23 protein-coding genes, 1 pseudogene and 1 other annotated feature are annotated in these 23,026 nt (G+C 41.5%); of the genes and pseudogenes, 10 read left to right on the top strand and 14 right to left on the bottom strand.

Annotation, left to right across the window (positions count from 1 at the left end):
• Nucleotides 1–2 precede the first annotated feature (2 nt).
• Complete coding sequence (locus ACIROD_RS11070; protein ID WP_402940696.1) at nucleotides 3–1,331, top strand: transporter; 1,329 nt, start codon at nucleotides 3–5, stop codon at nucleotides 1,329–1,331.
• 281 nt (nucleotides 1,332–1,612) lie between these two features.
• On the opposite strand, the gene ACIROD_RS11065 is transcribed toward ACIROD_RS11070, so the two are convergent.
• On the bottom strand, nucleotides 1,613–2,200 hold the full coding sequence (locus ACIROD_RS11065; RefSeq protein WP_402940693.1) for an NAD(P)H-dependent oxidoreductase: 588 nt from the start codon (nucleotides 2,198–2,200) through the stop codon (nucleotides 1,613–1,615).
• A 120-nt stretch (nucleotides 2,201–2,320) separates the two neighbouring features.
• On the opposite strand from ACIROD_RS11065, the gene ACIROD_RS11060 reads away from it, so the two are divergent.
• Nucleotides 2,321–2,749 (top strand): MarR family winged helix-turn-helix transcriptional regulator, encoded by a 429-nt coding sequence (locus tag ACIROD_RS11060; protein WP_230177115.1) that lies wholly within the window; start codon nucleotides 2,321–2,323, stop codon nucleotides 2,747–2,749.
• 83 nt (nucleotides 2,750–2,832) lie between these two features.
• On the opposite strand, the gene ACIROD_RS11055 is transcribed toward ACIROD_RS11060, so the two are convergent.
• Both ACIROD_RS11055 and ACIROD_RS11050 read right to left on the bottom strand, forming a co-directional pair.
• Nucleotides 2,833–4,290, bottom strand: a complete 1,458-nt coding sequence (locus ACIROD_RS11055) for a protein adenylyltransferase SelO (protein WP_402942875.1) — start codon at nucleotides 4,288–4,290, stop codon at nucleotides 2,833–2,835.
• A gap of 337 nt (nucleotides 4,291–4,627) precedes the next feature.
• Nucleotides 4,628–5,047 (bottom strand): hypothetical protein, encoded by a 420-nt coding sequence (locus ACIROD_RS11050; RefSeq protein ID WP_402940689.1) that lies wholly within the window; start codon nucleotides 5,045–5,047, stop codon nucleotides 4,628–4,630.
• Nucleotides 5,048–5,752: 705 nt separating this feature from the next.
• Between ACIROD_RS11050 and ACIROD_RS11045 the strand changes: the two genes are divergently transcribed.
• A complete protein-coding gene (locus ACIROD_RS11045) occupies nucleotides 5,753–6,448 on the top strand; it encodes an FHA domain-containing protein (RefSeq protein ID WP_402940686.1) in 696 nt (231 codons plus the stop codon).
• A gap of 96 nt (nucleotides 6,449–6,544) precedes the next feature.
• Here the strand turns inward: ACIROD_RS11045 and ACIROD_RS11040 are convergent, their stop codons facing one another.
• From ACIROD_RS11040 to ACIROD_RS11030, 3 genes are all read right to left on the bottom strand, one after another.
• Nucleotides 6,545–8,305 (bottom strand): hypothetical protein, encoded by a 1,761-nt coding sequence (locus tag ACIROD_RS11040; protein WP_402940683.1) that lies wholly within the window; start codon nucleotides 8,303–8,305, stop codon nucleotides 6,545–6,547.
• A gap of 841 nt (nucleotides 8,306–9,146) precedes the next feature.
• Complete coding sequence (locus ACIROD_RS11035; RefSeq protein ID WP_402940680.1) at nucleotides 9,147–10,112, bottom strand: quinone oxidoreductase family protein; 966 nt, start codon at nucleotides 10,110–10,112, stop codon at nucleotides 9,147–9,149.
• Between the two features lie 115 nt (nucleotides 10,113–10,227).
• A complete protein-coding gene (locus ACIROD_RS11030; protein ID WP_100298038.1) occupies nucleotides 10,228–10,374 on the bottom strand; it encodes a hypothetical protein in 147 nt (48 codons plus the stop codon).
• 173 nt (nucleotides 10,375–10,547) lie between these two features.
• Here ACIROD_RS11030 and ACIROD_RS11025 point away from each other — a divergent pair, with 173 nt between their 5' ends.
• Nucleotides 10,548–11,072 (top strand): GNAT family N-acetyltransferase, encoded by a 525-nt coding sequence (locus ACIROD_RS11025; protein WP_402940677.1) that lies wholly within the window; start codon nucleotides 10,548–10,550, stop codon nucleotides 11,070–11,072.
• A 527-nt stretch (nucleotides 11,073–11,599) separates the two neighbouring features.
• On the opposite strand, the gene ACIROD_RS11020 is transcribed toward ACIROD_RS11025, so the two are convergent.
• Nucleotides 11,600–12,430 (bottom strand): STAS domain-containing protein, encoded by an 831-nt coding sequence (locus ACIROD_RS11020; RefSeq protein ID WP_402940674.1) that lies wholly within the window; start codon nucleotides 12,428–12,430, stop codon nucleotides 11,600–11,602.
• Nucleotides 12,431–12,557: 127 nt separating this feature from the next.
• Complete coding sequence (locus ACIROD_RS11015) at nucleotides 12,558–12,989, bottom strand: Lrp/AsnC family transcriptional regulator (RefSeq protein ID WP_101224419.1); 432 nt, start codon at nucleotides 12,987–12,989, stop codon at nucleotides 12,558–12,560.
• 149 nt (nucleotides 12,990–13,138) lie between these two features.
• Here ACIROD_RS11015 and ACIROD_RS11010 point away from each other — a divergent pair, with 149 nt between their 5' ends.
• Nucleotides 13,139–13,723, top strand: coding sequence for a DJ-1/PfpI family protein (locus tag ACIROD_RS11010; protein ID WP_402940670.1), 585 nt, complete (start codon nucleotides 13,139–13,141; stop codon nucleotides 13,721–13,723).
• A gap of 187 nt (nucleotides 13,724–13,910) precedes the next feature.
• Here ACIROD_RS11010 and ACIROD_RS11005 read toward each other — a convergent pair whose 3' ends face one another.
• Together ACIROD_RS11005 and ACIROD_RS11000 are read right to left on the bottom strand one after the other, a co-directional pair.
• The gene (locus ACIROD_RS11005) at nucleotides 13,911–14,066 is read right to left on the bottom strand and encodes a hypothetical protein (protein WP_157831107.1); all 156 of its coding nucleotides are present in this window, start codon (nucleotides 14,064–14,066) and stop codon (nucleotides 13,911–13,913) included.
• A gap of 89 nt (nucleotides 14,067–14,155) precedes the next feature.
• Nucleotides 14,156–14,326: a hypothetical protein gene (locus tag ACIROD_RS11000; RefSeq protein WP_157831108.1), complete on the bottom strand. Its 171-nt coding sequence runs from the start codon at nucleotides 14,324–14,326 to the stop codon at nucleotides 14,156–14,158.
• Nucleotides 14,327–14,647: 321 nt separating this feature from the next.
• On the opposite strand from ACIROD_RS11000, the gene ACIROD_RS10995 reads away from it, so the two are divergent.
• The 5 genes and pseudogenes from ACIROD_RS10995 to ACIROD_RS10975 all read left to right on the top strand — a co-directional run bounded on the left by ACIROD_RS10995 (nucleotide 14,648) and on the right by ACIROD_RS10975 (nucleotide 18,456).
• Nucleotides 14,648–15,079: a helical membrane plugin domain-containing protein gene (locus ACIROD_RS10995; RefSeq protein ID WP_101224421.1), complete on the top strand. Its 432-nt coding sequence runs from the start codon at nucleotides 14,648–14,650 to the stop codon at nucleotides 15,077–15,079.
• A gap of 39 nt (nucleotides 15,080–15,118) precedes the next feature.
• Complete coding sequence (locus ACIROD_RS10990) at nucleotides 15,119–16,300, top strand: NAD(P)/FAD-dependent oxidoreductase (RefSeq protein WP_402940665.1); 1,182 nt, start codon at nucleotides 15,119–15,121, stop codon at nucleotides 16,298–16,300.
• A gap of 198 nt (nucleotides 16,301–16,498) precedes the next feature.
• Nucleotides 16,499–16,837: a hypothetical protein gene (locus ACIROD_RS10985; protein WP_402940662.1), complete on the top strand. Its 339-nt coding sequence runs from the start codon at nucleotides 16,499–16,501 to the stop codon at nucleotides 16,835–16,837.
• 110 nt (nucleotides 16,838–16,947) lie between these two features.
• Nucleotides 16,948–18,027, top strand: a pseudogene (locus ACIROD_RS10980) (CotH kinase family protein); the annotation flags it as partial.
• A 12-nt stretch (nucleotides 18,028–18,039) separates the two neighbouring features.
• Nucleotides 18,040–18,456 (top strand): SET domain-containing protein, encoded by a 417-nt coding sequence (locus tag ACIROD_RS10975; RefSeq protein WP_232783037.1) that lies wholly within the window; start codon nucleotides 18,040–18,042, stop codon nucleotides 18,454–18,456.
• A gap of 52 nt (nucleotides 18,457–18,508) precedes the next feature.
• On the opposite strand, the gene argS is transcribed toward ACIROD_RS10975, so the two are convergent.
• From argS to ACIROD_RS10955, 4 genes are all read right to left on the bottom strand, one after another.
• Complete coding sequence (argS, locus tag ACIROD_RS10970; protein ID WP_402940659.1) at nucleotides 18,509–20,188, bottom strand: arginine--tRNA ligase; 1,680 nt, start codon at nucleotides 20,186–20,188, stop codon at nucleotides 18,509–18,511.
• A gap of 34 nt (nucleotides 20,189–20,222) precedes the next feature.
• Nucleotides 20,223–20,441 (bottom strand) — a binding site (T-box leader).
• 67 nt (nucleotides 20,442–20,508) lie between these two features.
• A complete protein-coding gene (locus ACIROD_RS10965) occupies nucleotides 20,509–21,054 on the bottom strand; it encodes a response regulator (RefSeq protein WP_101225774.1) in 546 nt (181 codons plus the stop codon).
• Between the two features lie 92 nt (nucleotides 21,055–21,146).
• Entirely contained in the window at nucleotides 21,147–22,178 is a 1,032-nt protein-coding gene (desA, locus tag ACIROD_RS10960; RefSeq protein WP_101225773.1) for a Delta(5) desaturase DesA, read from the bottom strand.
• A 281-nt stretch (nucleotides 22,179–22,459) separates the two neighbouring features.
• Nucleotides 22,460–22,969 carry a DinB family protein gene (locus ACIROD_RS10955; protein ID WP_260356740.1) on the bottom strand — a complete coding sequence of 170 codons (510 nt, stop codon included), beginning with the start codon at nucleotides 22,967–22,969 and terminating at the stop codon, nucleotides 22,460–22,462.
• Nucleotides 22,970–23,026: the final 57 nt, after the last annotated feature.

The raw sequence follows: 23,026 nt of genomic DNA, 5'->3' as shown, positions 1-23,026 counted from the left end.
CATTGCGATCACGTACATTTCAAGAATACGTACAAGGCCCCATTCAAATCGGGATGGGATTAGGGATCATCTCCCTCCTGGCACGCTGGGTGACAGGAACCACGATATTATCCTCCCCCGAATCGATGGTGAAGTATGGAGTTTTCGGAGGGATCGGATACGCCCTGATGGGAGCGATCGCCCTGTTCATGTTCAGCTTCATCGGGAAGAGGGTCCGGCAGGACTTCCCCATGGGCTTGACCATTGGGGACTATTTAAAAGCCCGGCTCAATCCCCTCGGATATTGGATATTGATCGTGATTCTGGTCATAACCAGCTTACACATTTTATTCATTCAGGGAATGGCTGCGTCCACCCTATGTCAGTTTCTTTTCGATACGCCACTCTATGTCGGGCTGTTCTTTTTTTTCGGTTTCTGTGTCCTTTATGCTGGATTCGGCGGGTTAAAGCTCATTCATGGATTCGCAGCTTTTCAAGTCGTCTTCATGTTTGCCGCGGTTATATTAATCCCCTTATACTTTTTCGTCAAGGAAGGGATTCAGCCCGTTTATGATGGAATCCGTTTATACCATCCATACATGCTCGTAATCAATAAATATGATCTATGGAGTTTTCTTTTTGCAGGGCTTCTAGTCGGGTTCGGCCAGTTTTTCTTTGACCTGACATCATGGCAGCGATTATTCATGATAGAAATGAAAAAGGTTCGATTGACATTCTCTTTATCCGGCCTTATATGGATCATATTCCCGCTCTCCTTTTCATCCCTGTTCATCATGGTTATCTTTACGGGCGGCTTCACTGATATACACTCGATTCTGGCTGGATTGGCAAACAAAATAACGACACCATTCTTTTTCATCCTTTTTGTGCTCTGCGCTTTCAGTGCAATCACCTCAACATTCGGTGCCTGCCTGCATTCATTGGTAAGCCTGATCGTAGCCAATATACTTGAACCATTACAAACAAAAAAAAGCGACCAGCAAAAAATAAGGATGGCCTGCCTGCTTTCAATCTGTATTGGAGGATTGGTTTTCATTGCTACACTCTTCTATTCCCCCAACCTATTGGAGCTCTTATTTTACTCAGGCAACATATACTCGGCATTACTTGCACCAATCCTTGTTATCGTATTCAGCAAAGGGAAAGTCGCTGACTACATACCGATAAGCGCGGTCCTGGCCATTGTCGCTTCATACATCATCCAGCCTTATGTAAGTGAATTCCAAAGCATATGGTTCAGCGGATTAGCTTCATTTACGATCCTAGTGATTTGTATGATCCTTACGCTTATCAAGAACAAATGGATATCCGTGAAAACAAAACGGGATTGATTCCGAAGCTGCACGGCAAAGTGGTTACATAACAAACTATGTAATCTGATACACGTAAATAGATAAAAAAAGAAAGGTCGCCGACATAAAGTCCCAACCCAATGTTGATTGGAACTCCTGTGGGGAAAACGTGTCCAAGGGAGACCCCGCAGGCGCAAAGAGCGCCGAGGAGGCTTCCGGACCGCCCACGGAAAGCGAGTGCCTGGGGTGGAAATCAAAAAAGCAAATCAGGTTCATAGCAAAATATACAAATCAAGTGCCCCTATCAATCACGTAAAAACTTAGACTGCCACCTTTCTGAAATACCGATAAACCTTCTCTAGCTTTTGGGTTTGTTTCCCCTTTGGACTTTCCATATTTCCGAATTCAAAAAATTTCACTTTTTTGATTCCGACAAAATTGAATAGTGCTCTTTTCATCAATATTTTATGCGCATCATTCAACCAGAGAAGCGGATACTTTGCAGGTCCCTTCATCGTGGACACACATACGACCGACTTTCCTTTCAGTAGGCCTTCCGGGAACAATCCCTTTTTGTCCCTGTAGGCAAAATTCGCAGAAAATAATTGATCAATGTATCCCATCAGCATTGCTGGAGGCCTCCCCCACCAGATTGGATAGACAAAGACAATCTGGTCGGCCCAGGTAATCTGATTTCTATATTTTTCAAGCTGAGGATCACGATGCATATCACGCCTTCGTTTATGCTCATTGAACTCCAAGATCGGATTGAAGCCCTCATCATATAAATCCAAGACCTGAATCCCTTTTATGTTAGGGTTCTCCTGACTTCCTTGAATGACTTTTTCTAAAAAAGAATGGCTTAAGCTTTTATGATTAGGATATGTGTAGATGACCAGCATGTTCATGACGTACCCCCTATTTACTTATCATTTGATAACAATCATATTACACCCCCTTTTTTGTTGTCAAATGATAATTGTATTTTGATAACACTTTTGTTATCTTCTCAGTAAGAGGTGAAAGTTATGGACAAAAAAGCTCTTTTTGAAAAAATGGTCACATTTACGACTTCCGTACATCAAGTCACACACGAATTGACACAAAACGCCAAATCCGATTCCATCACGCCGGTACAATATAAAATTCTTGAATATATAACAGTCAGTCAGCCTGTCACACCAAGTGAAATCAGTGACTGTCAGCATATCTCCATGCCTAACACGAGCCGTGAACTGAAAAAATTAAGCGAAAAGAATTTAATTGAAAAAATAAGTGATTCGGAAGATAGAAGGAAACAATACATCCGCCTTTCCAAAGAGGGGGAAATGATGATGAACGAGGCTTTTGCAATCGTAGAATCCCGTTTCCAAAGCCGGCTGCAACATGCATCGAAGGAAGATTTAGCGGAAATTGACCGTGCCCTGGACATTCTTCAAACAAAACTTTTTTACTAATGAATACACAAAAAGGCTCCCGCAATTGAAGTTGACAAAGAATCGACTTCAATCGCGTGAGCTGCTTCATACATGTTTCATAATCAGGTGCCGCAAAAAGTTCGGTAAGGTTTTGTTGACAAAGGCAGTGCGGCGTATTCAGCTTGTTCCTCGCAGTGTGCATAAGGATTTGCAAGAACATCCAACAGCCGTTCCATCACGCCGTAGTCCCCTTGCTCCACTGCCGCTTCCAACGCTTCTTCCACCCGGTGGTTCCGTGGGATCACTGCAGGATTGCTGTTCTGCATCAACTGATTCGAAGATTCTTTCGATTCCTTCTGCCTGCCCAGTCTCGCCTTCCAAAGCTCTTGCCACTGAGCGAATTCCGGTGTCCCGAAAAGGACCGTATCCTCCACTTTATCAAAGGTCAAGGCACGGAAGGTATTAGTATAGTCGGCACCATGCTTTTTCATCATACTGAGGATGCCATTAATAAGCGCTTCATCCTGAGTCTCTTCGTTGAATATCCCCAGTTTCGACCTCATTCCCGCTAACCAATTAGAATGATACAGATCATTAAAAACGGAAATCTTATCTTGGGCCAAAGTAACGGCCTGATCTTGGTCATCATGCAACAGCGGCAATAGGGATTCAGCGAATCGCGCAAGATTCCAACCTCCAATAACAGGTTGGTTACCATAGGCATAGCGGCCTTGTCTATCAATTGAACTGAATACCGTTGCAGGGTCATAGGCATCCATGAAGGCGCAAGGTCCATAATCGATGGTTTCCCCGCTAATCGTCATGTTGTCGGTGTTCATCACCCCATGAATGAAGCCAACCAGCTGCCATTGGGCAATGAGCTCAGCCTGACGCTTGACCACTTCCTGCAGCAGCGAAAGATAACGGTTTTCATCGGATTCAATGTCTGGAAAATGACGCTTAATGGCATAGTCGGCAAGTGTCCGGAGTTCCTCGATCGTGCCCCATTTTGCAGCGAATTGAAAAGTGCCGACACGAAGATGACTCGAAGCCACACGAGTCATGATGGCACCAGGCAGCCCGGTTTCACGGATTACCGTTTCACCGGTCGTCACCACTGCCAGACTCCGGGTGGTAGGAATGCCGAGCCCGTGCATCGCCTCACTGATGATGTATTCGCGCAGCATCGGTCCAAGTGCAGCCCGGCCATCGCCCCCGCGGGAGTATGGCGTTCTTCCTGGACCCTTCAGCTGGATATCGACCCTATCGCCTTCGGGCAAGACCTGTTCGCCAAGCAATATCGCCCGGCCGTCCCCTAACATGTTAAAATGACCGAATTGATGCCCAGCATATGCTTGAGCAAGCGGCGAAGCACCTTCGGGAATCTCATTTCCCGCAAATACCGCCACACCATCTTCGCTTTGCAGCGACTTAACGTCCAAACCAAGAGAATCCACCAAACGTTCATTTAGAATGATCAACTCCGGTGAATGTACAGGAGTCGGGTTCGTGCTCGTGAAAAACTTTTCCGGAAGACGCGCATAGCTATTGTCTAAATTCCATCCTGTTTCATTAGTCATGGTTTCTCCTTTTCTTACTTTGACTTTTGTATAAATGTTCTTTCTCTCAAGATTCATATTAAAACACGCGGTATAACTCTGTTGCAGTCCATATTAATGTCTACTTCTGCCAATTAATTATACCGTTTCTGCATTAAAATGGCTCTTATAAAGTCGTTTTAAATCCATGGCGCCCCGGGATTTCATAGTACGATTGTGTGGAAATATCCTCATCGGTTCCCTTTGAATGAAAGAAGCAGGAACCCATAACGGTTCCTGCTTCTTCTCCTTTAAATATCAGCTTCCGTTTTACACTTGTGAAGCGGGTTAGCTCCCGTATAGATTTTAAGAATCTGTTTTATTCATTATTAAGCTCATCTTCATTTATATTAATCATCGCAGTAAGTTTCCCGCTACTTAAAACTATTTTGATGATTCCTTCTCCTGACATTGATTCAAATGCACGAATTGTATCTCCTTTTATTTTTTCAGAGTATACCTTTTCTCCCGTTGAATCGATTACTATATATTCTAATTCACTACCAGTTTGATCTATGTAAATTGTATTCTTTTCTTTTAAAGTAGTTCTGATTTCTAGCGTTTTCTTTTTATGAATATAGCCAGAGACACTCATTTCAGCCACTAATTCTTTCGAGTTTTTAATATATGATGTATTAATTTCAAGTCCATCACGTGCCATTGTTCCTGAATCAGTATAAACATTCATTAAGATTAGTCCAAACAGCAAGGATCCTATTAGCACTATTAATTTTTTCATAATTAAAATCTCCTATCTCATTTTTTAAATCATGATATGAATACTCACTTTAGTGGCCTCGTTCAATATTACCCGCATTACTAACCAGGAAAATTGCATCTCGCTCAGAACTCCATCTCCCCCAATTTCATATGCCAATAGTTATAATTTCATCATGAAACATTATGCATCAAAAAAGCCTGCCATTGATTCGGCAGGCTTGTTTCTTTTCTTCTTATTGGTTCCGTCCTCCACCCATTCAAAGGTAGTCTTAATTCAGTAAAGTCAGGCTGATAAAGGCAATGCCAAATATACAGTACAGAATGAGGGTAAAGGGCTGGGGAAAAATAATATATACGATCATACTAATGATCATCAGCAGGATGCTGAAGGCATTTATCCTATCTCTCCACATACTCACCTTTGGTCAACTCCTTTTCCACAAGCGTAAGGTACATTTTCATCGCAAACTTCTTCCGGTGCTGAGGAACCACTTCTCCCACAGTCAAAGCGAACATCAGCAAAAATAGAGTTTCTTCTTCATCCTTCGTTCCTCTTTGTTATAATGGCTGTGTGCCTAATTTGGATTTTTTTCATTTTTCGTTAGTAAGTAAGCGACTGATAATTTATAATTATAAAATTGAACCCACTAAACAGCCATGTAGCCAAAATGATAAATTCATGAAAATAATTTAAATTTTCAGATTTTTAAGGGGTATGAAGTGAATGATCTATAAAACTTTCAAGGTTGTATTGAGAACCATGCACAAAGGCCAAACCGAGGAATTCGCCTATGTATTTGAAGGGAAAAGCCTGCTGATCGGCCGAGCAAGCCAGCACTCCAAAGCTGATTTCAGGCTTTACAATGACTTTGTTTCCAGGGAACATTGCCGGATTTATATGGAGGAAGGGCAGCTCCTCATTGAGGATTTGGCAAGCAAACACGGCACCTCCGTAAACCAGATGCCGCTCGTACCGGGCAATCCATGTCACATTGAACCGGGGGATTCGATTACTTTGGTCAATGGATTGATTGAATTCATAATCTCCATCGACAACGATTTAACAATGGATTTCACGCCGGTGAACCCCGAGTTCCTGCAAACCGTCGCTATCAATGAGCACCTTCAGACTGTAATCATCAATGAAGAAGCACCCATTAAAATGCCGACCAAGGAATTCAATTGCTTTAAGCTCCTTTATGAAAATTTGGACAATCTTATTTCAAAGGAAGAAATTGTTCAGCAAGTCTGGCCAGAGCGAGTCGGTGATCCCGAGCAAATTGTGACGGCAGAGGAAATCGCTTCACTTCTGTACCGCGTGCGGAAACGGTTAAATGAGCACTTTGCAATAAAAGCCGTCATTCAAAAGGGATATTATATGGAATCCATCCATTCATTCAATTTATCGGACTTATCATGACAATCATTCGAAAACATGAAAAAAGCATTGCGGATGACAATGCTTTTTTTCATGCTTATATTGGAGATGGCCAGTTTATATGTCCACGATCCATTATCATTTCCTTGGCAAATCCAGATTAGTGAATTCATCGACTGGAACGATGTCTTCTTCCATATCCATCACCTTCAGCACAACCCTGTCTCCTACATTCGTCAACACAATATCAGATAGCGCGTTGACACCAGGGTCCACCGAGAACCTCTTGAAATTGCCTTCGACGATTAAATGGAAGACGTATCCATTTGAAAGATTGGCATCATTGATCCTTAATACCTTCCCTTTTATTTCTTTCATCTCAAAACCTTTTTGAGGCGTCACACCGCTGACTTTCCCTAAAGAGGCAATCAGCTTTTTATAATTACGGAAAGCTTCGTCTTTCGTTTTCCCAAAGACCACTTGGGGATTATCGCTATTTGCGTAAACGATCGCCACACCTTGGAACTTGCTGCCCTTTGTAACTGGAATGACATAAGTGGGAGCACCGTAAATCGTATAGAAAATTCCATTAGTGGCTTTCCAGCCTGGATATTTAGACAAAAACTCACTCGCATTGGCGTTGGATTTTGCTTCCTTTCCTGTCAGAACGGAAGTGACGCCTTTATAGTACGACATTTCACCGGTTTTGGCATTGAAAACACCATAACCTACAAGGGTTTTGGAGTTGCCTTTTGATTTAGCCCGGGTAAAGTCCACTACATAAATCAATTCGCCTTTTTCGTTAAACGTAACTTGCATATTATCCTCATTAGGAATCAGGACATCTTTCTTCGGTCCAATCAAGGACTGGTTTTTCCACCCGTGAACATATTTTCCCCAGTAAGTCCAATATTCCAGGGCTGTTTCCAATGTGAATGTCCGATCTACCCATTTAGGTTCTTTTCCTTTTGGATAGTATTTCGTGTCACCCGTTTCCGGATTAACCAATACCACCCCGTCCACCACTGGACCGCTGCGGTATTTCAAATAATGTCCGACTGAAGCTACGAAGAAGGGCTTTCCATCTTCGTTCGGTTCCAAATATGAATCATGGATGATTTTATTCGGATATGCCTTGCGGATGGTCCTTTCCAAATCATGATCGAGGTACTGTGAGGGAGCATACAGCATCTTCCCTTTGACAGTACTTGCCCCTTTATCCGTCGATACGGCGGAAATCAGATTATAACCTGGCGTGTATTCCGCTTTCCAGGCTTTTAAAAACCCGTCAATTTCAATTGGGGATGTATAAGCCAATTCATCATTGATATTGGTCAGACGGTATTCGCCTTCAGTGAAATATGATGCATTTTCTATTTTATTAATCGCTGCATCGCCTTTTGCGTCAGCCATTTTCACTGTAACGAGCGGCATGGTTTTTATATCTTGAACTTCTTCCAGCTCTTTTTTCTTATCGACCTTCGCCAATCCATGCAGATCTGCGGCAAAAGTGAGCGGGTAAAACAGCATGATGACCCATGCGGCAATCAACACGACACCCATCAAACTGTTGAAATGTACGTTCCAAGGTGTTTTTGGCTGCTTTGTCGCTTCATTTCCCCTCCGATTCCGTCGGGTGCTTGAAGATTCACTGGCACTGTACATATACATTCTTGAATCGATGATGAGAATGAGCCCGAGAATAATGGCAAAACACGAAAAGAATGCAGCGGCAGTAAGATCCAGCAGCATGATATCGATAACAAAAAACAATACGGCAGCAGAAACTAAAAGTCTCAGCACTTGTTCAATGAAAAAAGGTATATCTTTTTTGGTGATTGCGTTTGTCCATCTCTGCGGAATCAAGGAAAGTCCCAATATGGCAAATGGCATTTTCATTAAAATTCCTTTTAAGATGAAACCGAGTAGTGAAAGTATCATGGTTTGAAATGTCTCTCCTTGTCATGTATGTTTCCATTTACCCATTTTATCACTTTTGTGCAACTAATTTACTATTTTTTTAATATAGCGAAATAACGTCAAAATACTTCCAAAACTATTTACCCCAACGATGCTACTTTTACCGATTTAATGTTTATATAGACTCTATAAAAGGATGGATGCCAAAGGGGACGAAGCCTTATGATTTATGAATAAACTTACCAATACCTATTAAGGAATGTATCTTCCACTGAATTCGATACGTGATTGTATGCATTGCTCCACAGTGATTGGGACGGGGCCATCCAGAGCCCGCTTCATATGATGGCCCGGGAGTCAGAACGACAGAAAAGTACTTAAGGCAGATCATTCATATATTCACCGCACCACAAGGATCACTAAAAAAAGTGTTTGTCTCTCATTACCTAATCCTGCTATTCATAAGTTTTCCAAGGGAACGGGTCCGTTCTCTTTTTTTGCTTGTAACGAACGCCTGTGGATTGAAGAATGACGATTGTTGTTTGGTGATTGGCCCATTGTGGATTTCTCCTCTGAATTCGCGTGTTGCATATGAATCTTGTGTTAAGCCAACTTGGTCATCAAGTTGTTTTGACAGCAGGTCATAACCCCTGTAAGGACAGGGACATTTATCTGGAGTTATTCTAAGGGGAGAATGGGTCTATAATAAGGAACTTAAAAAGGTTCTGATTCATCAGTATGAATAAGGTATTGAATGTGACAGGACGCTATACAGGTAAAAGAAATGGGCCCCATTTAGAATGGAAAGCCCCATGACCTGTTATGGTATTAATAATATTTTCCCCGAACTCTTCCGGCTTTCAAGAAGTCTATGCGCATCCGCCCCATTTTCCAACGAAAAAAGAGTCGGTTCTTTGATGTGGATTTCCCCTGACAGAATCCATTGGAATAGCTCTGCTGTTCTTCTTGTCCGTTCTTCATGAGTAGTCAGGACGTTCCAAAGGTCACCACCAATTAATGCCTTGGATGTATCCATTAACATTCTCGGGTCGATTTTTTCTGGATCACCGCCTGCCATCCCAAAAAATACAACAGTTCCTCCAGTCTTAGTCGCACTGAAACTATCCATCAAGGTTTGACCCACTGATTCATAAACAACATCAACGCCTTTACCACCGGTTACATCCTTAATGGAATCCACCCAGTCCGATCCGTAAAGGATAACATGATCCGCACCCATTTGTTTGGCAACAGCCGCTTTATCATTCGATGAGGTCAAGCCAATGACCTGACCGCCCTTCATCCTGATCATCTGTGTCAGTAATTGACCGACTCCCCCTGCAGCGGCATGGACCAGAATGGTTTCCCCTTTTTTAACTGGATGGCTGTCATGAGTTAAATATTGGGCAGTCAATCCTTGAAGTAAAACGGAAGCGGCCGTTTCAAAGGAAATGCCCTCAGGCAGCGGTAAAAGTTTATCAGCTGGAACTGAAACCAGCTCCGCGTTGGCATGGGGAACATCAGCGAACCCGACGCGATCACCCACTTTCACATGACGGACTTCTTCCCCGACATATTCGATGACCCCTGCTCCTTCATACCCTAGAATGAATGGGGGATCACCCACCAAATGATAATTCCCTTTCCTTCTATATACATCAGCAAAATTCAATCCGATTGCTTTCATTCGAACGATCACGGCTGATTTTGAATGTTCAGGTTCTGCAATTTCCCTTACAGACAGAACTTCCGGCCCGCCGAAATCCTCAAAGACAAGTGCTTTCATCATCCTAACTCCCTTCAATGGTTCTTCATTCTTTAAGATATAGGATGAACCCTTTGATGGCAAGAAACACAAATGACCGCCCTGCCCTTAAAGGCTAGAGCGGTCACTAGGTTACTCAATCTGTATTGGAGCCAGGACCGTTCTTTCGTTTATTCGCAGAGTATTCTTTACCGTGGGCTTCATGTTCTGCAATGATATCCGCTTTCGGAATATGGTTATTCTTTTTCGGTGAAGCGATACGGTTGCGGTGTTTTTTTCCCATGATCTATCTCCCCTTCATTAATGCTTTTTTAGGTTGAACTGTTTAATGCATCTAACCTTTTTAGCTTGTCCGATTATCACCGAAATCACCAGAAAATTAGGCACTTCATAATAAAGGAAAAACCTTCGTGGAGCCCGAATAAATAGAAAACTGATATAGGAGGAGGAGAAAAAATGTTTCCTTTATTGAACACGGAAAGGTTACGCTTACGGGAAATTCATGAAAGTGATGCGGAAGCTCTTTTCCAATGTTTATCAAAAGATGAAGTCACCCGCTTTTATGGCCAGGACTCATTGGAAAATGTCGAACAAGCGAAGGATATTGTAGCATCTTTTGCGAAAAACCATCGTGAAAAACGAGCCATAAGATGGGGAATTGAAAGAAAAGATACGCAGGAATTGATTGGCACCATCGGTTTTCATGCCCACAGTCCCAAATACAGACGAGCGGAAATCGGTTATGAAATCCATCCTTCACATTGGCGCAAAGGATTTGTGTCAGAAGCGCTTAAAGAAATTATCGCTTACGGTTTCAACGACCTTGATTTAACCCGAATCGGCGCGGTCGTTTTTCTGGAAAACCAGCCATCAAGTGCGCTCTTGCTTAAGCTGGGCTTCATTCGGGAAGGAATATTAAGGAGTTATATTTACCAAAACGGTATCCCTCATGATACATATGTCTATTCCTTGCTGAAGTGAAACCAACCTTCTTTGGAAGGTTGCATAGAAGAAATTGGCGCACTCCTGCCGATAACTGGCTAGACGAGACCTGCTAGATGCTTGCTTTGATGAGGGCTTGGCAACAATCGGGAGCGGGATTTAATGCGTGGACCGCAAGACAAATGCTCCGGAATCCGAAGTAGAGTCGAATAAATTTGTGAACGGTCGAATAAACCGCCGGGTAGGTCGAATAAACTGCTGGGTAGGTCGAATAAACCGCCGGGTAGGTCGAATAAACTGCTGGGTAGGTCGAATAAAGTTTCCGGCGGAGATCAAATGGAATTTTTTTAGAAAAAACTGGAGGCAAACTGGATTTTCTTGAATTTATCAACAATTGGGGGTTCGGAATAGATTCACTCTGAAACCAAGATTCAGTTCTTTTCGGAGCATCTGTTCCCCATTCCATATACTTATTCGGATATGATAAAACAGCAAATAAATTACCTTAATATTCCAAATTACCCACAAAAAAAAGTCACCAAACCATGGCGACTCCACTTCACGATTTAGGTGACTACAAGATAGTCCTTCAAGGCCTGCTGCAGTGTACCCTTTGTTTCTGCTTTATTATCGAGCTGAATTCCTGAACGGATCATTTTCGTAACAACCTCTGGGCGTAATCCAGTCACCACAGCTTTACACCCCATCATTGCTGTACCATCGAGGATTTTCATCAAATCATTGATCATTTCAACTTCCATTTCGATGATACCGGACAAATCCAAGATCAAGGTCTGTATCCGCAGTTTACCTATCTCCATCAATACTTTTTCTTCGATTATCTGTATTCGTGAATAATCAATTGTCCCGATTAAAGGAAGGACACAGGTGGTGGAAGTGACGGGAATGATAGGGACGGATAGATTTTCCACCAAGTTTTGCTGAGCGAGAATCAATTTGTCTTTATAATCGGAGTAACTGACGAAAAAGGATTTAAGAAAAACATCAACACTCTCATTCACTTTTTTCTCTAATTCAAAAAAGACCTTGGAATCCTCAATAAACGCTTTCTTATCTTGTTCAAACTTATAAAGAAAGGTCCAAAGCGTTCTGCGAAGGGCTTGAATCCATTCCAGCTTGAATGAAAGCGTCAAGGAGTGGGTTGCCCACGTAACTCCCTCTTTTTCGGCAAAGGCAATCATATCCGTTTCATTCTGTTCCACTATATATCGAATGAGCTTATGTGCATTATTCAAAAGGTCGACATTTCCAATCAGTAAAATTTCTTCGATTTTATCCCTGACATTGACCGCTGCTGATAAAAGATATTCTTCAAACTCACTTTTATTTTGCAAAAGGAATTCCATTATTTTATCTTCCTCATAAACAAAACTCACTCTCTCCACTCCCTTTTTGAACATCCAACTGTGATTTTTGTTACTATTTACTTTCTATATTGGTGGAGTTTTTTCCTGCTAATTGGTCATATATTAAAAAGTTGGCAAGTAAATGGGTTAAAGCCGGTTAGATCTCATCTCCTGAAAAAACATTTTTCGATGCGGAAGAGAATATCAGATGGGTGGACGATTTCCCATATTTAATGGCTTCATCGACGAAGTCTTCCAGCGTTTCCATGGAAAATGTACTTATTTTAATAAGATAACTGTATTGACCGGCTAACCGGTGGCATTCCAGAACTTCCGGATGGTTCAAGCTGAATTGATAAAAGTCTTTGCATCGATCCGTTTCGAATAATATGAATGCCGTTATGCTTCTATCAAGTTTTTCAAGGGATATTTCTGTTTTATAACCTTTAATCACTCCGCTTTCCTCTAATTTATTCACACGTTCTTTCGTTGCTGGAGCCGTTAAGGAAACTTCATGTGCCAGTTCTTTCATGGACATGCGACCATTATTCTCCAGTAAGGAAAGTATTTTTTTATCCGTTCGATCCAATTCAATCACCCCTACTTTTTTTATAAACCGATTCCTTTCAAATACATTATAAAATAAATATAAAAGGAATGATTACGTATTTAATCGTATGTATTAGGGGATTTGCTTTTTATATAATTAATTCAAATATAAACAAGGGGGACACTGCTATGAAAAAAGTATTGCTGCTGCTATCCAATGGATTCGAAGCGGTTGAAGCAAGTGTGTTTACAGATGTATTGGGATGGAATAAATTAGAGGGTGATGGCACCACAGACCTGGTTACGGTGGGACTTCACGAACAATTGAAATGCACATGGAATTTCATCGTGCAGCCCGAACTGACCCTCGATCAAGTGAACCTGGATGACTTCGATGCTTTGGCCATTCCAGGAGGTTTTGAAGAAGCCGGTTTCTATGAGGATGCCTATGATCAGAGGTTTCTTGATGTGATCAAGCATTTTCATAATAAGAACAAAATCATAGCAACCATTTGTGTAGGTTCTCTCCCACTAGGAAAAAGCGGGATATTGAATGGAAGAAAAGCCACAACATACAACCATCCAGCCAGTAAGAGACAAAGGCAGCTAAAAGATTTTGGTGCGATTGTCGTAAACGAACCGATTGTCGTCACGGACAATATCATTACATCCTACAATCCATCCACAGCTTTCGATGTTGCCTTTACGCTCTTGGAAATGCTCACTTCAAGAGATAATTGTGAACATGTGAAGGAATTGATGGGTTTCCATTAAGAATGTATTAGGAACCTATACAATTTGGATGTTGGGTTCCGATCCAGGCGCTCGCATTCCGCAGGCAGTCGGCGGAAAGGGAGCCGAATTTCTGAAACTAACTAAATCTTTTTTAAGGGAAAAAACTGCAGGCAAACTCGTTTTCTTCGAGTTCGTCTGCAGTCTAAGGTTCCTAATTTTTTTCACGTTACTTCCAATATGCCAACGAACGGGTTTTCATGGATTCACGGAACTGTTTCGTTGATTCTGGCAGGACTTTATTCGTTGCATAATCGATGATGACACCATACTGGCGAATGACATCGAGACTATCCAGCTCTCCCTTGCCGAATTTATCTTCCACGCTTTGTATGTTTTCCTCAAGCCATTGTTTGCGGTTGTTTTTGATATTTTAAGTAAGCATAACTGTTTCGCTATGCTTACACAACAATATTAATTATCAGGTGTTACCGATGTGCCTTCCTCACTGTTTTTGAGGTAAACTTCAGAAATTCCATTCATACCTTCCGATAGTTGCGCTTTGGTATATTCCATACTGCCAACCAGTTTATGAAGCTTCTTATCATTATTCTCTTCTGTAAGTTTAGATTCTGAATCAGTCACATTTTTTCACCTCCATCATTTAGGATGGCAAATCAAGATGGAAATATGTATGACAGGCTTCGATGTTAGACCCCCTCTTAAAGTCCATTATAGGTAAATAATGGTAACTACCATTAGAATCTGTACTTAAAATAAGCAGGAAAAGATTATTTTATGAATCTTTTTTAAAAAATCAGCTGTTTTCAAGCCACTAAAGGGATATACTATAGGATAGCATTTATTACATTTTTGTTAGTATTTTTTCTGGTCACACATTGTGTAATATTTTACAAGTTTTTCTATTTACCTCAACAAAATGCTTATTGCAAAGGAGAATTGGATATGTCAGAAACGATTACCCAATCACAAACTGAACAACTTAATGCCCGCCAAAAACAATTAGATGTACTGGACCAATTATTAAAGCCTGAGGTTCAGGAATCATTGAACACTTTAGTTGAGCAGTTACCAAAACTGACTGAGTTAGTGAATATTTTAACAAAGTCTTATGATTTCGCTCAATCGGTTGCGACTGATGATGTCTTGAAAAATGATACGGTCAGCGCCATTTCGGAGATCGCTACACCTGTAGTGGGTTCAGTGAAAGGTCTTGCGGCTAATGCCATCGAAGCTAAGGATCGTGCAGAAGCGAATACTGATGTGATCGGTCTTTTTGGTCTGTTAAGAATGATGAAAGATCCGCAAGCACAAAAGCTTTTCCGTTTCGCCCAAGCTTTTCTTGAAGTCTCTTCAGAACGTAAAAACCAAAAATAATTTGATTAATTTTCAATCAGTAAGGACGGGGGATTAACTATGTCAAAACAAATCGTCATCTTAGGTGCAGGTTACGCTGGATTGCTAACTGCCTTATCCGTACGTGAATATTACAAAAGAGATGAAGTGCAGGTTACAGTGGTGAACCAATTTCCAACGCACCAAATCATCACCGAATTGCACCGTCTTGCAGGCGGATCCATTTCCGAACAAGCCGTTTCCATTCCGTTGGAAAAGCTTTTCAAAGGAAAAGATATCGACCTTGTCATTTCCAAAGTGGAGTCTTTCTCAGTCGATAACAAAGAAGTGAAACTTGCCAATGGTTCCACTTTATCTTATGATGCCCTAGTTGTTGCTTTGGGAAGCCAAACAGGATTCTTCGGCATTCCGGGACTTGAGGAAAACAGCATGGTCTTGAAATCCGTAAATGATGCAAACAAGATTTACAAACATATCGAAGATCGCATTCGCGAATATGCACAAACGAATAATGAAGCGGACGCAACCATCGTGATCGGCGGCGGCGGCTTGACGGGCGTCGAATTAATCGGTGAAATCGTGGATCATTTCCCTAAAATCGCCAAAAAGTTCGGAGTGGACTTCAAGGACTTGAAAATCAAGCTTGTGGAAGCAGGTCCAAAAATCCTTCCGGTCCTGCCTGACCACTTAATCGAACGTGCGATGACAAGCTTGGAAGCACGCGGCGTTGAATTCTTGACAGGTCTGCCTGTAACGGGTGTTAAAGGCAATCAAATCGAATTGAAAGATGGACAAACGATAACGGCCAATACGCTTGTTTGGACAGGCGGAGTTGCGGCTCTTCCTATCGTAGGCGAATCAGGCCTTGAAGTGGATCGCGGCAAAGCAACCGTTAATGAGTATTTGCAATCCAAATCCCATAAAGACGTATTCGTTGTCGGCGACAGTGCCGTGGCTTTCCCTCCAGAAGGCGGCCGGCCATACGCTCCTACTGCTCAAAATGCTTGGCAAATGGGTGAGCTTGTTGGTTACAACCTATTTGCAGCCTTTGAAGGCAAGAAACTTGAAGCATTTTCGCCTGTAAACTCAGGTACGCTTGCGAGCCTTGGCCGTAAGGATGCGGTGGCAACGGTTGGGGCCAATAACACGTCCCTTAAAGGACTTCCGGCTACATTGATGAAAGAAGCAAGTAATGTTCGCTATCTATCACACATCAAAGCCCTATTCAGCTTGGCTTATTAATTCATGATCGCCGTGACAAGTTCACGGTACATGCCCTTTATTCCCATTTGGGAGTAAGGGGCATTTTTCATTTCAGAAAAGGCAGACACTCTAATTGAAGTGACCCGCCATAACTCTACATTACTATTTTAATCTCCGCCATTTTTATTAGCCCTTTTGTCGTTAACCAGTGTTCAAGTTTGTACCATACTGCATATCATGAAATTAACCTTATTAAAGGAGGGGTCTTTATGCCGAAAGGAAAAAAAGGAAAAGGCGGTTCATCTGGCAGTAGCAGTAGCAGCAGCAGCAGCTGTAGCAGCAGCAGCTGTAGCTCATCTACTGGCAGCAAGTCCACTGGCAGCAAGTCCACTGGCAGCAAGTCCACTGGCTGCACATCCACTGGCAGCACATCTACTTGCAGCACATCCACTGGCAGCACATCTACTTGCAGCACATCTACTGGCAGCACATCTACTGGCAGCTCATCTACTTGCAGCTCATCTACATCTAGTACATCCACTGGAAGTGGAAAGAAAAAAAGAAGAAGATAGTTAAATCTAAAAAGCTTCAACTTGATCAATCTCTGGTTGATTAAGTTGAATTTTTTCATACATTACATGTTTGCGCTTGACCATAATACATCTTCAAGAAAGGAAGGTGAGTGTATGCCTTATCATATTCCATCTTATTTCTTAATGATTGAAGAAGAAGATCTAGAAGATTTACGTGCGGACGTATGGAGTAATGACCCCATTCCCGCCTATTTGAAAGTGGAAAACGACATTTATGATATCGATATTGCCTATCGGGGCTCTTATACCCGAAAATTCAGGAAAAGATCCTATTGGATTGATTTCATCAAGCCAGAAAAATTCTTTGGTGCCCACAAAATCCATCTCAATGCCGAATACAAAGATCCTTCCCTCATTCGCAATAAACTCTCACTCGATTACTTCCAAGACCTTGGAGTTCTTTCCCCCCATAGTCAGCATATTGACTTATATCGTAACGGCTCGTGTAAAGGGGTATATTTACAACTGGAGTCCGTTGATGAATTCTTTTTGGAAAAAAGAGGACTTCCTACCGGTCCCATTTATTATGCAGTCAACAATCATGCCAACTTTTCATTGGAAAGGGATGGGAAACCGAAAGATTCCCTTGTATCAGGCTATAAACAAGCGTTTGGAAAACCGTCCGACGATGAATACCTTATTGAATTGATCAGAAAAATCAATACCACCCCGCTTGCCAAATTTCCTGAAGAAGTCTCGCAGCATCTTGATATTCATAAATACTTACGCTGGCTGGCTGGAGCTGTATGTTCAATGAATAACGACGGTTTCACTCATAACTATGCATTATATCGCAATAGTGAAACAAACTTATTTGAAATCATTCCTTGGGATTATGATGCCACTTGGGGACGCAAAGTCAGTGGCGGGATCATGGAACACACATATGTCCCTATTGGAGGAAAAAGGACAAATCACCTTAGTTATCTTCTATTGCAGGTTCCGGAATACCGCAAGTTCTACAAAGACCTCTTGGTTGAACAATTGGAAACCACATTTACTGTGAATCACATGGAAAATAAAGTATTATCACTGCACCAGGCGATACGCCCCCACATCCTTCTTGATCCATATAAAAAGAATAAAGTGGATCTATTTGACAAGGAACCAGAATTCATCTTCGATTTCATTCGCAATCGCAGTGATTACTTAAATAAGCATCTTGGTGACCTAGACGAAACAAAACTGAAAGCCAAGCAGGACTGGAAAAAAGCAATAGAGGCCGTATCACCAATCTGTATTAAAAATACGGGGAAATACGGCAGGGGAATATATGCGGTAAGGGATATTAAAAAGGATGAACTCATTGAGGCATCACCTGTCATCATTTCACCCAAAAGAGAATGGAAATATTTAAAGAAAACGTCACTCTTTCATCACTGTTTCTATTGGGGAGATGACGATGAAACGGCCATTGCCTTAGGAAATGGATCGCTATTCAATCATTCATACACTCCGAATGCGAAGTATGATAATAATTTAGATGATTTAACGATAGACTTTTATGCACATAAAGACATAAAGGCTGGCGAAGAAATCACGATCAATTACAACGGTGAAATTGATGATAAATCCCCCTTATGGTTCGATGTCATTGAATAAGATTTTAAAGAATCCATTTTGAAAGTTCAAAATGGATTCTTTCATTTTACCTTTACATTTTTTTCGGCGCGGAAATTCCCAATAAACTTAGCGCATCCTTCAATACAATCGCTACGGAAAAAGCGAATGAGAGTTTCATTTGTTTCCATTCGTCTTCAACTAGAACTTTTGTATGTGCATAATACTTATTGAATGCACGCGATAAATGCAAGCTGAATTTCGCGATTTGTGATGGGTCGGCTTGTTCAAACGATTTTTGGACAATGCTCGGATATTGCTCCAGCAGCTGGATGACTGGCCACGCATATTCACCTAAAGCGTCAAAATGGATGGCCTGCTCGTTAAATTCACCTTTTTCAAGCAATGAGGAAATTCGCGCATATGTGTACTGTACATATGGACCTGTTTCTCCCTCAAAATTCATCATTTGTTCTAATGAAAAATCAATATCGTTCATGCGGTTATTTTTTAAATCGTTAAAAATTACCGCTCCGACACCGACCTGTCTTGCAACCAGTTCCTTCTGTTCAAGCGCTTGATTTTTTTCTTCAATATTGCGCTTCGCAGTTTCGATCGCCTCTGCCAATACATCCGCAAGGAGCACGACTTTCCCTTTACGAGTCGACATTTTCTTACCATCTTTTAACATCATGCCAAATGCTACGTGCTGCAAATCTTTTGACCAATCATACCCCATTTTTTCAATGACGTTAAAGAGTTGTTTAAAGTGCAGGGATTGTTCGTTTCCGACAACATAAAATGTTTTCTTCGCCTCATACTGTTTTTTACGATACATGGCGGCAGCTAAATCACGCGTGGCATAAAGTGTCGCACCATCCGTTTTCGTAATCAAACAAGGCGGCATATCTTCCAATTGCACGACATAGGCACCTTCGGATAGGGTAAGTAAGCCTTTTTCTTTTAGTTCCCCGACAACCGCATCCATTTTGTCATTGTAAAACGCTTCGCCGGCATAGGAATCAAAACGGATGCCCAATAAATCATAAATCGTCTCAAACTCTTTTAGAGACGCATCCCTGAACCATTTCCACAATGCCAGTGCTTCCTCGTCCCCATCTTCAAGCGACTTGAAGCTTTCTCGTGCTTGTTCATTCAACGATTCATCACTTTCGGCTCTATCATGGAACTTCACATAGATCTTCAATAATTCCTGAATCGGCGAAGCTTCGATTGCCTCTTTGTCGCCCCACAGCTTATATGCGACAATCAACTTGCCGAATTGCGTGCCCCAATCTCCTAAATGATTAATACGCACAGCATTGTAGCCATTTTTTTCGGCGATGTTAGCCAGTGCATTCCCTATGACCGTTGAGCGTAAGTGCCCCATGGAAAAAGGTTTGGCAATATTCGGGGAGGAATAATCAATCACGACATTTTCCTGTACAGGCTGCATCGAACCATACTGATCCTTTTCACTTAATATCGTTTGCAGCACGTTTTCCGTCACCAGCTGTTGATTGACGAAGATATTCAGATAACCACCCACAACGTTCACTTCTTGGATCAACTTACTATTTAATTGTTGGGCTATTTCAGACGCAATCACCTGAGGCGACTTTCTGAATTTTTTCGCAAGAGTAAAGCATGGAAAGGCGACATCGCCTAATTCCATCAATTTTGGCTTTTCCATTAATTTTTCTATTTCACTAGCTGGCATTTCATTGTTCAAAGCAGTTGAAATCAATTCTGCAATTGGTTTATTCATCGTCATTTTCCCTCCTAAACAAAAAAGCCCCCGCCTCTAAATAAGAGACGAGAGCATGAATTCCCGTGGTACCACTCTAGTTGCCACAAATTGTGACCACTTTCCATTGTTAACGAGGTGACTCCCCGATATTCCCTACTAAACGGTTCAAGAAATTTCTCCAAAGTGCGCTTCATTCATCCGTCCTGCATTAGGCTCCCACCATCCCTAACTCGCTTGCCATTTCAAAATGAACTACTCTCTTCATCACAGAATTTTCAATATTATAATTTAATCCATCGTACACAATTTAAAAAAACGTGTCAACAGGATTTAAGAAACAAATCCTAACCAGCCGGTAACTTCATTTTATCTTTGATGGTGGAAAAATATTTCCTTACTGTCCCAATTGTGCCGCTTTGCTGATTTGACGGCTCAATTTTTGATTGACCATCGGCTAACAAACCTAACACTCCCATTTCCCGGCCATTATTGCTGGAAGTCTCATCTATAAGTTCTGGGGAATATATTCGCTTGCCATCCATTATGCTGCGAATCGAGCAAGCTAACTCTTCACCCGGGCTATCCTTCAATAAATAACCACTTACATTAGCCTTTATTGCGAGTTGAAAATAACCAGTTCTTCGGAATGTCGTTAAAATGACCACTTTACATCCAATTGACCTTAATGCTTCTGCTGCCTCAAGTCCGCTCATTACAGGCATCTCCATATCCATGATACACACATCAGGCTGTAATTGGTGTACAAGGGCCACCGCTTCTACTCCATTACCGGCTTGCCCGACAATTTCTATATCTTCTTCAAGATTGAGTAGAGAACTTATTGCCTCTAACAGCATTTGCTGATTCTCTGCAATGACAATTCGAATCATTTTAAGTTCTCTCCTTTATCGAGTTCCTTATATGAAGCAAAGACTCCCCCAAATCCGAGGATTATTAAGGGAGTCTGGAATGATACTGAACGTTACAGTTCAGATTTCACTTGAGCGGGAACGCTTTTTTTCGTTAAATATTTTATATCTTTGAAACCGATAAAATTCTTGGATTCCTCATCCCATAAACGGAAACGGAGTGAGCGCAAGCTTGTCGCAAGAGTAATCGTTGGAACGTTCTCTAAAGGCTGCGTATTATTGTGCGCCATTTCCAATTTATAGTTAGGTACCCTTGGACTTAAATGGTGAACATGATGGTAACCGATATTACCAGTGAGGAACTGCATCAGTTTTGGAAGCTTATAAAAAGAACTTCCTTCCACTGCTGCCAATACATATTCCCACTCCTCATTTTCTTCAAAATAAGAGTCCTCAAATGTATGCTGGACGTAAAACAGCCAAATGCCGACTGAACCAGAAATCATGAAAATGGAACCTTGTACAAGAAGGAACGACTGCCAGCCTACTGCCAGGCAAAGCAATGCCGCTAAAACGACGATTAATGCATTCGTCAAATACGTATTATTTTTTTCCTTCTTTCTAGCGCCTTTACGGTTAAATCTATTTTTAAGAAGGAAAACATAAATCGGACCCAAACCAAACATAACAATTGGATTGCGGTAAAAACGATAGGCAAAACGAAGTTTAAACGGTGCAGCCAAATACTCATCGACCGTAAGGGTCCAAATATCCCCTGTACCCCGCTTATCCAAATTACCGCTTGTTGCGTGATGAACAGAATGCTCATGTCCCCATTGATCAAACGGGAATAAAGTCAAAACACCCATAATTGTACCGACTATTCTATTCGCACGGCGGTTTTTGAAAAATGAATGATGCGTACAATCATGAAATATGATGAATATTCTTGTCAAGAAGCCAGCAGCAAACACAGCTGGAATTAAAGCTAACCAATAAGAAACGGAAAGACTTATATATGCTAGGTACCATAAAATAATGAATGGCCCCAAGGTATTGATGATCTGCCATATACTTTGCTTTGTCGTTGATTGTTCAAAAGGAGCAATTTGTTTTTTCAAGTTCTTCGTATTTTGCAAGGTCATTATTCAATTGCACTTCCTTTTATTTGTCGTTATTACATAGTATAAAGAAATCAACCTGAAATTATTAGTACCAGGTGTCATGACTAGAAGATGACAAATGTCATGTACTAGTCATTTCCAGCTGCAAACGTAAAAAAGGCCAACCAGTAAAAACCGGTTAACCTGCTCACATGTATAGGATTTCATTATCTTCAAAATGACAGGTAACCTCACATTAAGAACAGGACTGTCAATTTTTCATGTCAGGCTAAAAGTCCCAGCAGTAAGCAAATGAAATCCAGTTACTCTCCTTTAACAAATAAATAAAGACCGTAATCCGTTGAAGTAGAGGCATAACCCATTTGTCGCAACATAGCTGTGATATTGCCACGGTGATATGTTCCATGATTCACGACATGCGGAATCAATTCGGCAACACCTGTTTTCATTAGACCGCCAGCTGGATTCTCAATTATAAGAGGCTTATCTAAATTTTCTTTTTGGCTAAGCAGCGATTTGTACCGACCGGACAACTCAAAAAACATGGCCTCCATTTCCTCTAATTCCTTTGACTCTGTTTGTTCCTTCAGTTGTTCAGCCAACTCCAATGCATGTTTCATGCTTTTACCGGAAAAAACCTCCACCCACCCCAGATCGGAAAGATACACATGGGCCATCACACTCGATATCGATGGAAACACACTTTGTACTTCTTGATGGTAAACATCCTTTGGAAGCTCTTTTAAGCGGTTAAAGATTTGTTCGTTTGCCCATGCGTTAAAATCATGAAACTGTAATGCAAAATGTGACATATGAAATCTCCCCTTCTTCATATATAGACTAGAACTTACGAATTAACGGTCTTCATA

It is taken from the genome of Peribacillus sp. NPDC101481 (assembly GCF_044767165.1).
GTDB lineage: Bacteria > Bacillota > Bacilli > Bacillales > DSM-1321 > Peribacillus.
Note: the sequence above shows the minus strand (reverse complement) of the source record. Positions and strands in the feature narration are given on the sequence as shown.

Coding starts and splice junctions, on each gene's coding strand:
- ACIROD_RS11065 (WP_402940693.1), bottom strand. CDS start 2,200: ATGAACATGCTGGTCATCTACACATATCCTAATCATAAAAGCTTAAGC.
- ACIROD_RS11060 (WP_230177115.1), top strand. CDS start 2,321: ATGGACAAAAAAGCTCTTTTTGAAAAAATGGTCACATTTACGACTTCC.
- ACIROD_RS11055 (WP_402942875.1), bottom strand. CDS start 4,290: ATGACTAATGAAACAGGATGGAATTTAGACAATAGCTATGCGCGTCTT.
- ACIROD_RS11050 (WP_402940689.1), bottom strand. CDS start 5,047: ATGAAAAAATTAATAGTGCTAATAGGATCCTTGCTGTTTGGACTAATC.
- ACIROD_RS11045 (WP_402940686.1), top strand. CDS start 5,753: ATGATCTATAAAACTTTCAAGGTTGTATTGAGAACCATGCACAAAGGC.
- ACIROD_RS11040 (WP_402940683.1), bottom strand. CDS start 8,305: ATGAAAATGCCATTTGCCATATTGGGACTTTCCTTGATTCCGCAGAGA.
- ACIROD_RS11035 (WP_402940680.1), bottom strand. CDS start 10,112: ATGAAAGCACTTGTCTTTGAGGATTTCGGCGGGCCGGAAGTTCTGTCT.
- ACIROD_RS11030 (WP_100298038.1), bottom strand. CDS start 10,374: ATGGGAAAAAAACACCGCAACCGTATCGCTTCACCGAAAAAGAATAAC.
- ACIROD_RS11025 (WP_402940677.1), top strand. CDS start 10,548: ATGTTTCCTTTATTGAACACGGAAAGGTTACGCTTACGGGAAATTCAT.
- ACIROD_RS11010 (WP_402940670.1), top strand. CDS start 13,139: ATGAAAAAAGTATTGCTGCTGCTATCCAATGGATTCGAAGCGGTTGAA.
- ACIROD_RS10995 (WP_101224421.1), top strand. CDS start 14,648: ATGTCAGAAACGATTACCCAATCACAAACTGAACAACTTAATGCCCGC.
- ACIROD_RS10990 (WP_402940665.1), top strand. CDS start 15,119: ATGTCAAAACAAATCGTCATCTTAGGTGCAGGTTACGCTGGATTGCTA.
- ACIROD_RS10985 (WP_402940662.1), top strand. CDS start 16,499: ATGAAATTAACCTTATTAAAGGAGGGGTCTTTATGCCGAAAGGAAAAA.
- argS (WP_402940659.1), bottom strand. CDS start 20,188: ATGACGATGAATAAACCAATTGCAGAATTGATTTCAACTGCTTTGAAC.
- ACIROD_RS10965 (WP_101225774.1), bottom strand. CDS start 21,054: ATGATTCGAATTGTCATTGCAGAGAATCAGCAAATGCTGTTAGAGGCA.
- desA (WP_101225773.1), bottom strand. CDS start 22,178: ATGACCTTGCAAAATACGAAGAACTTGAAAAAACAAATTGCTCCTTTT.
- ACIROD_RS10955 (WP_260356740.1), bottom strand. CDS start 22,969: ATGTCACATTTTGCATTACAGTTTCATGATTTTAACGCATGGGCAAAC.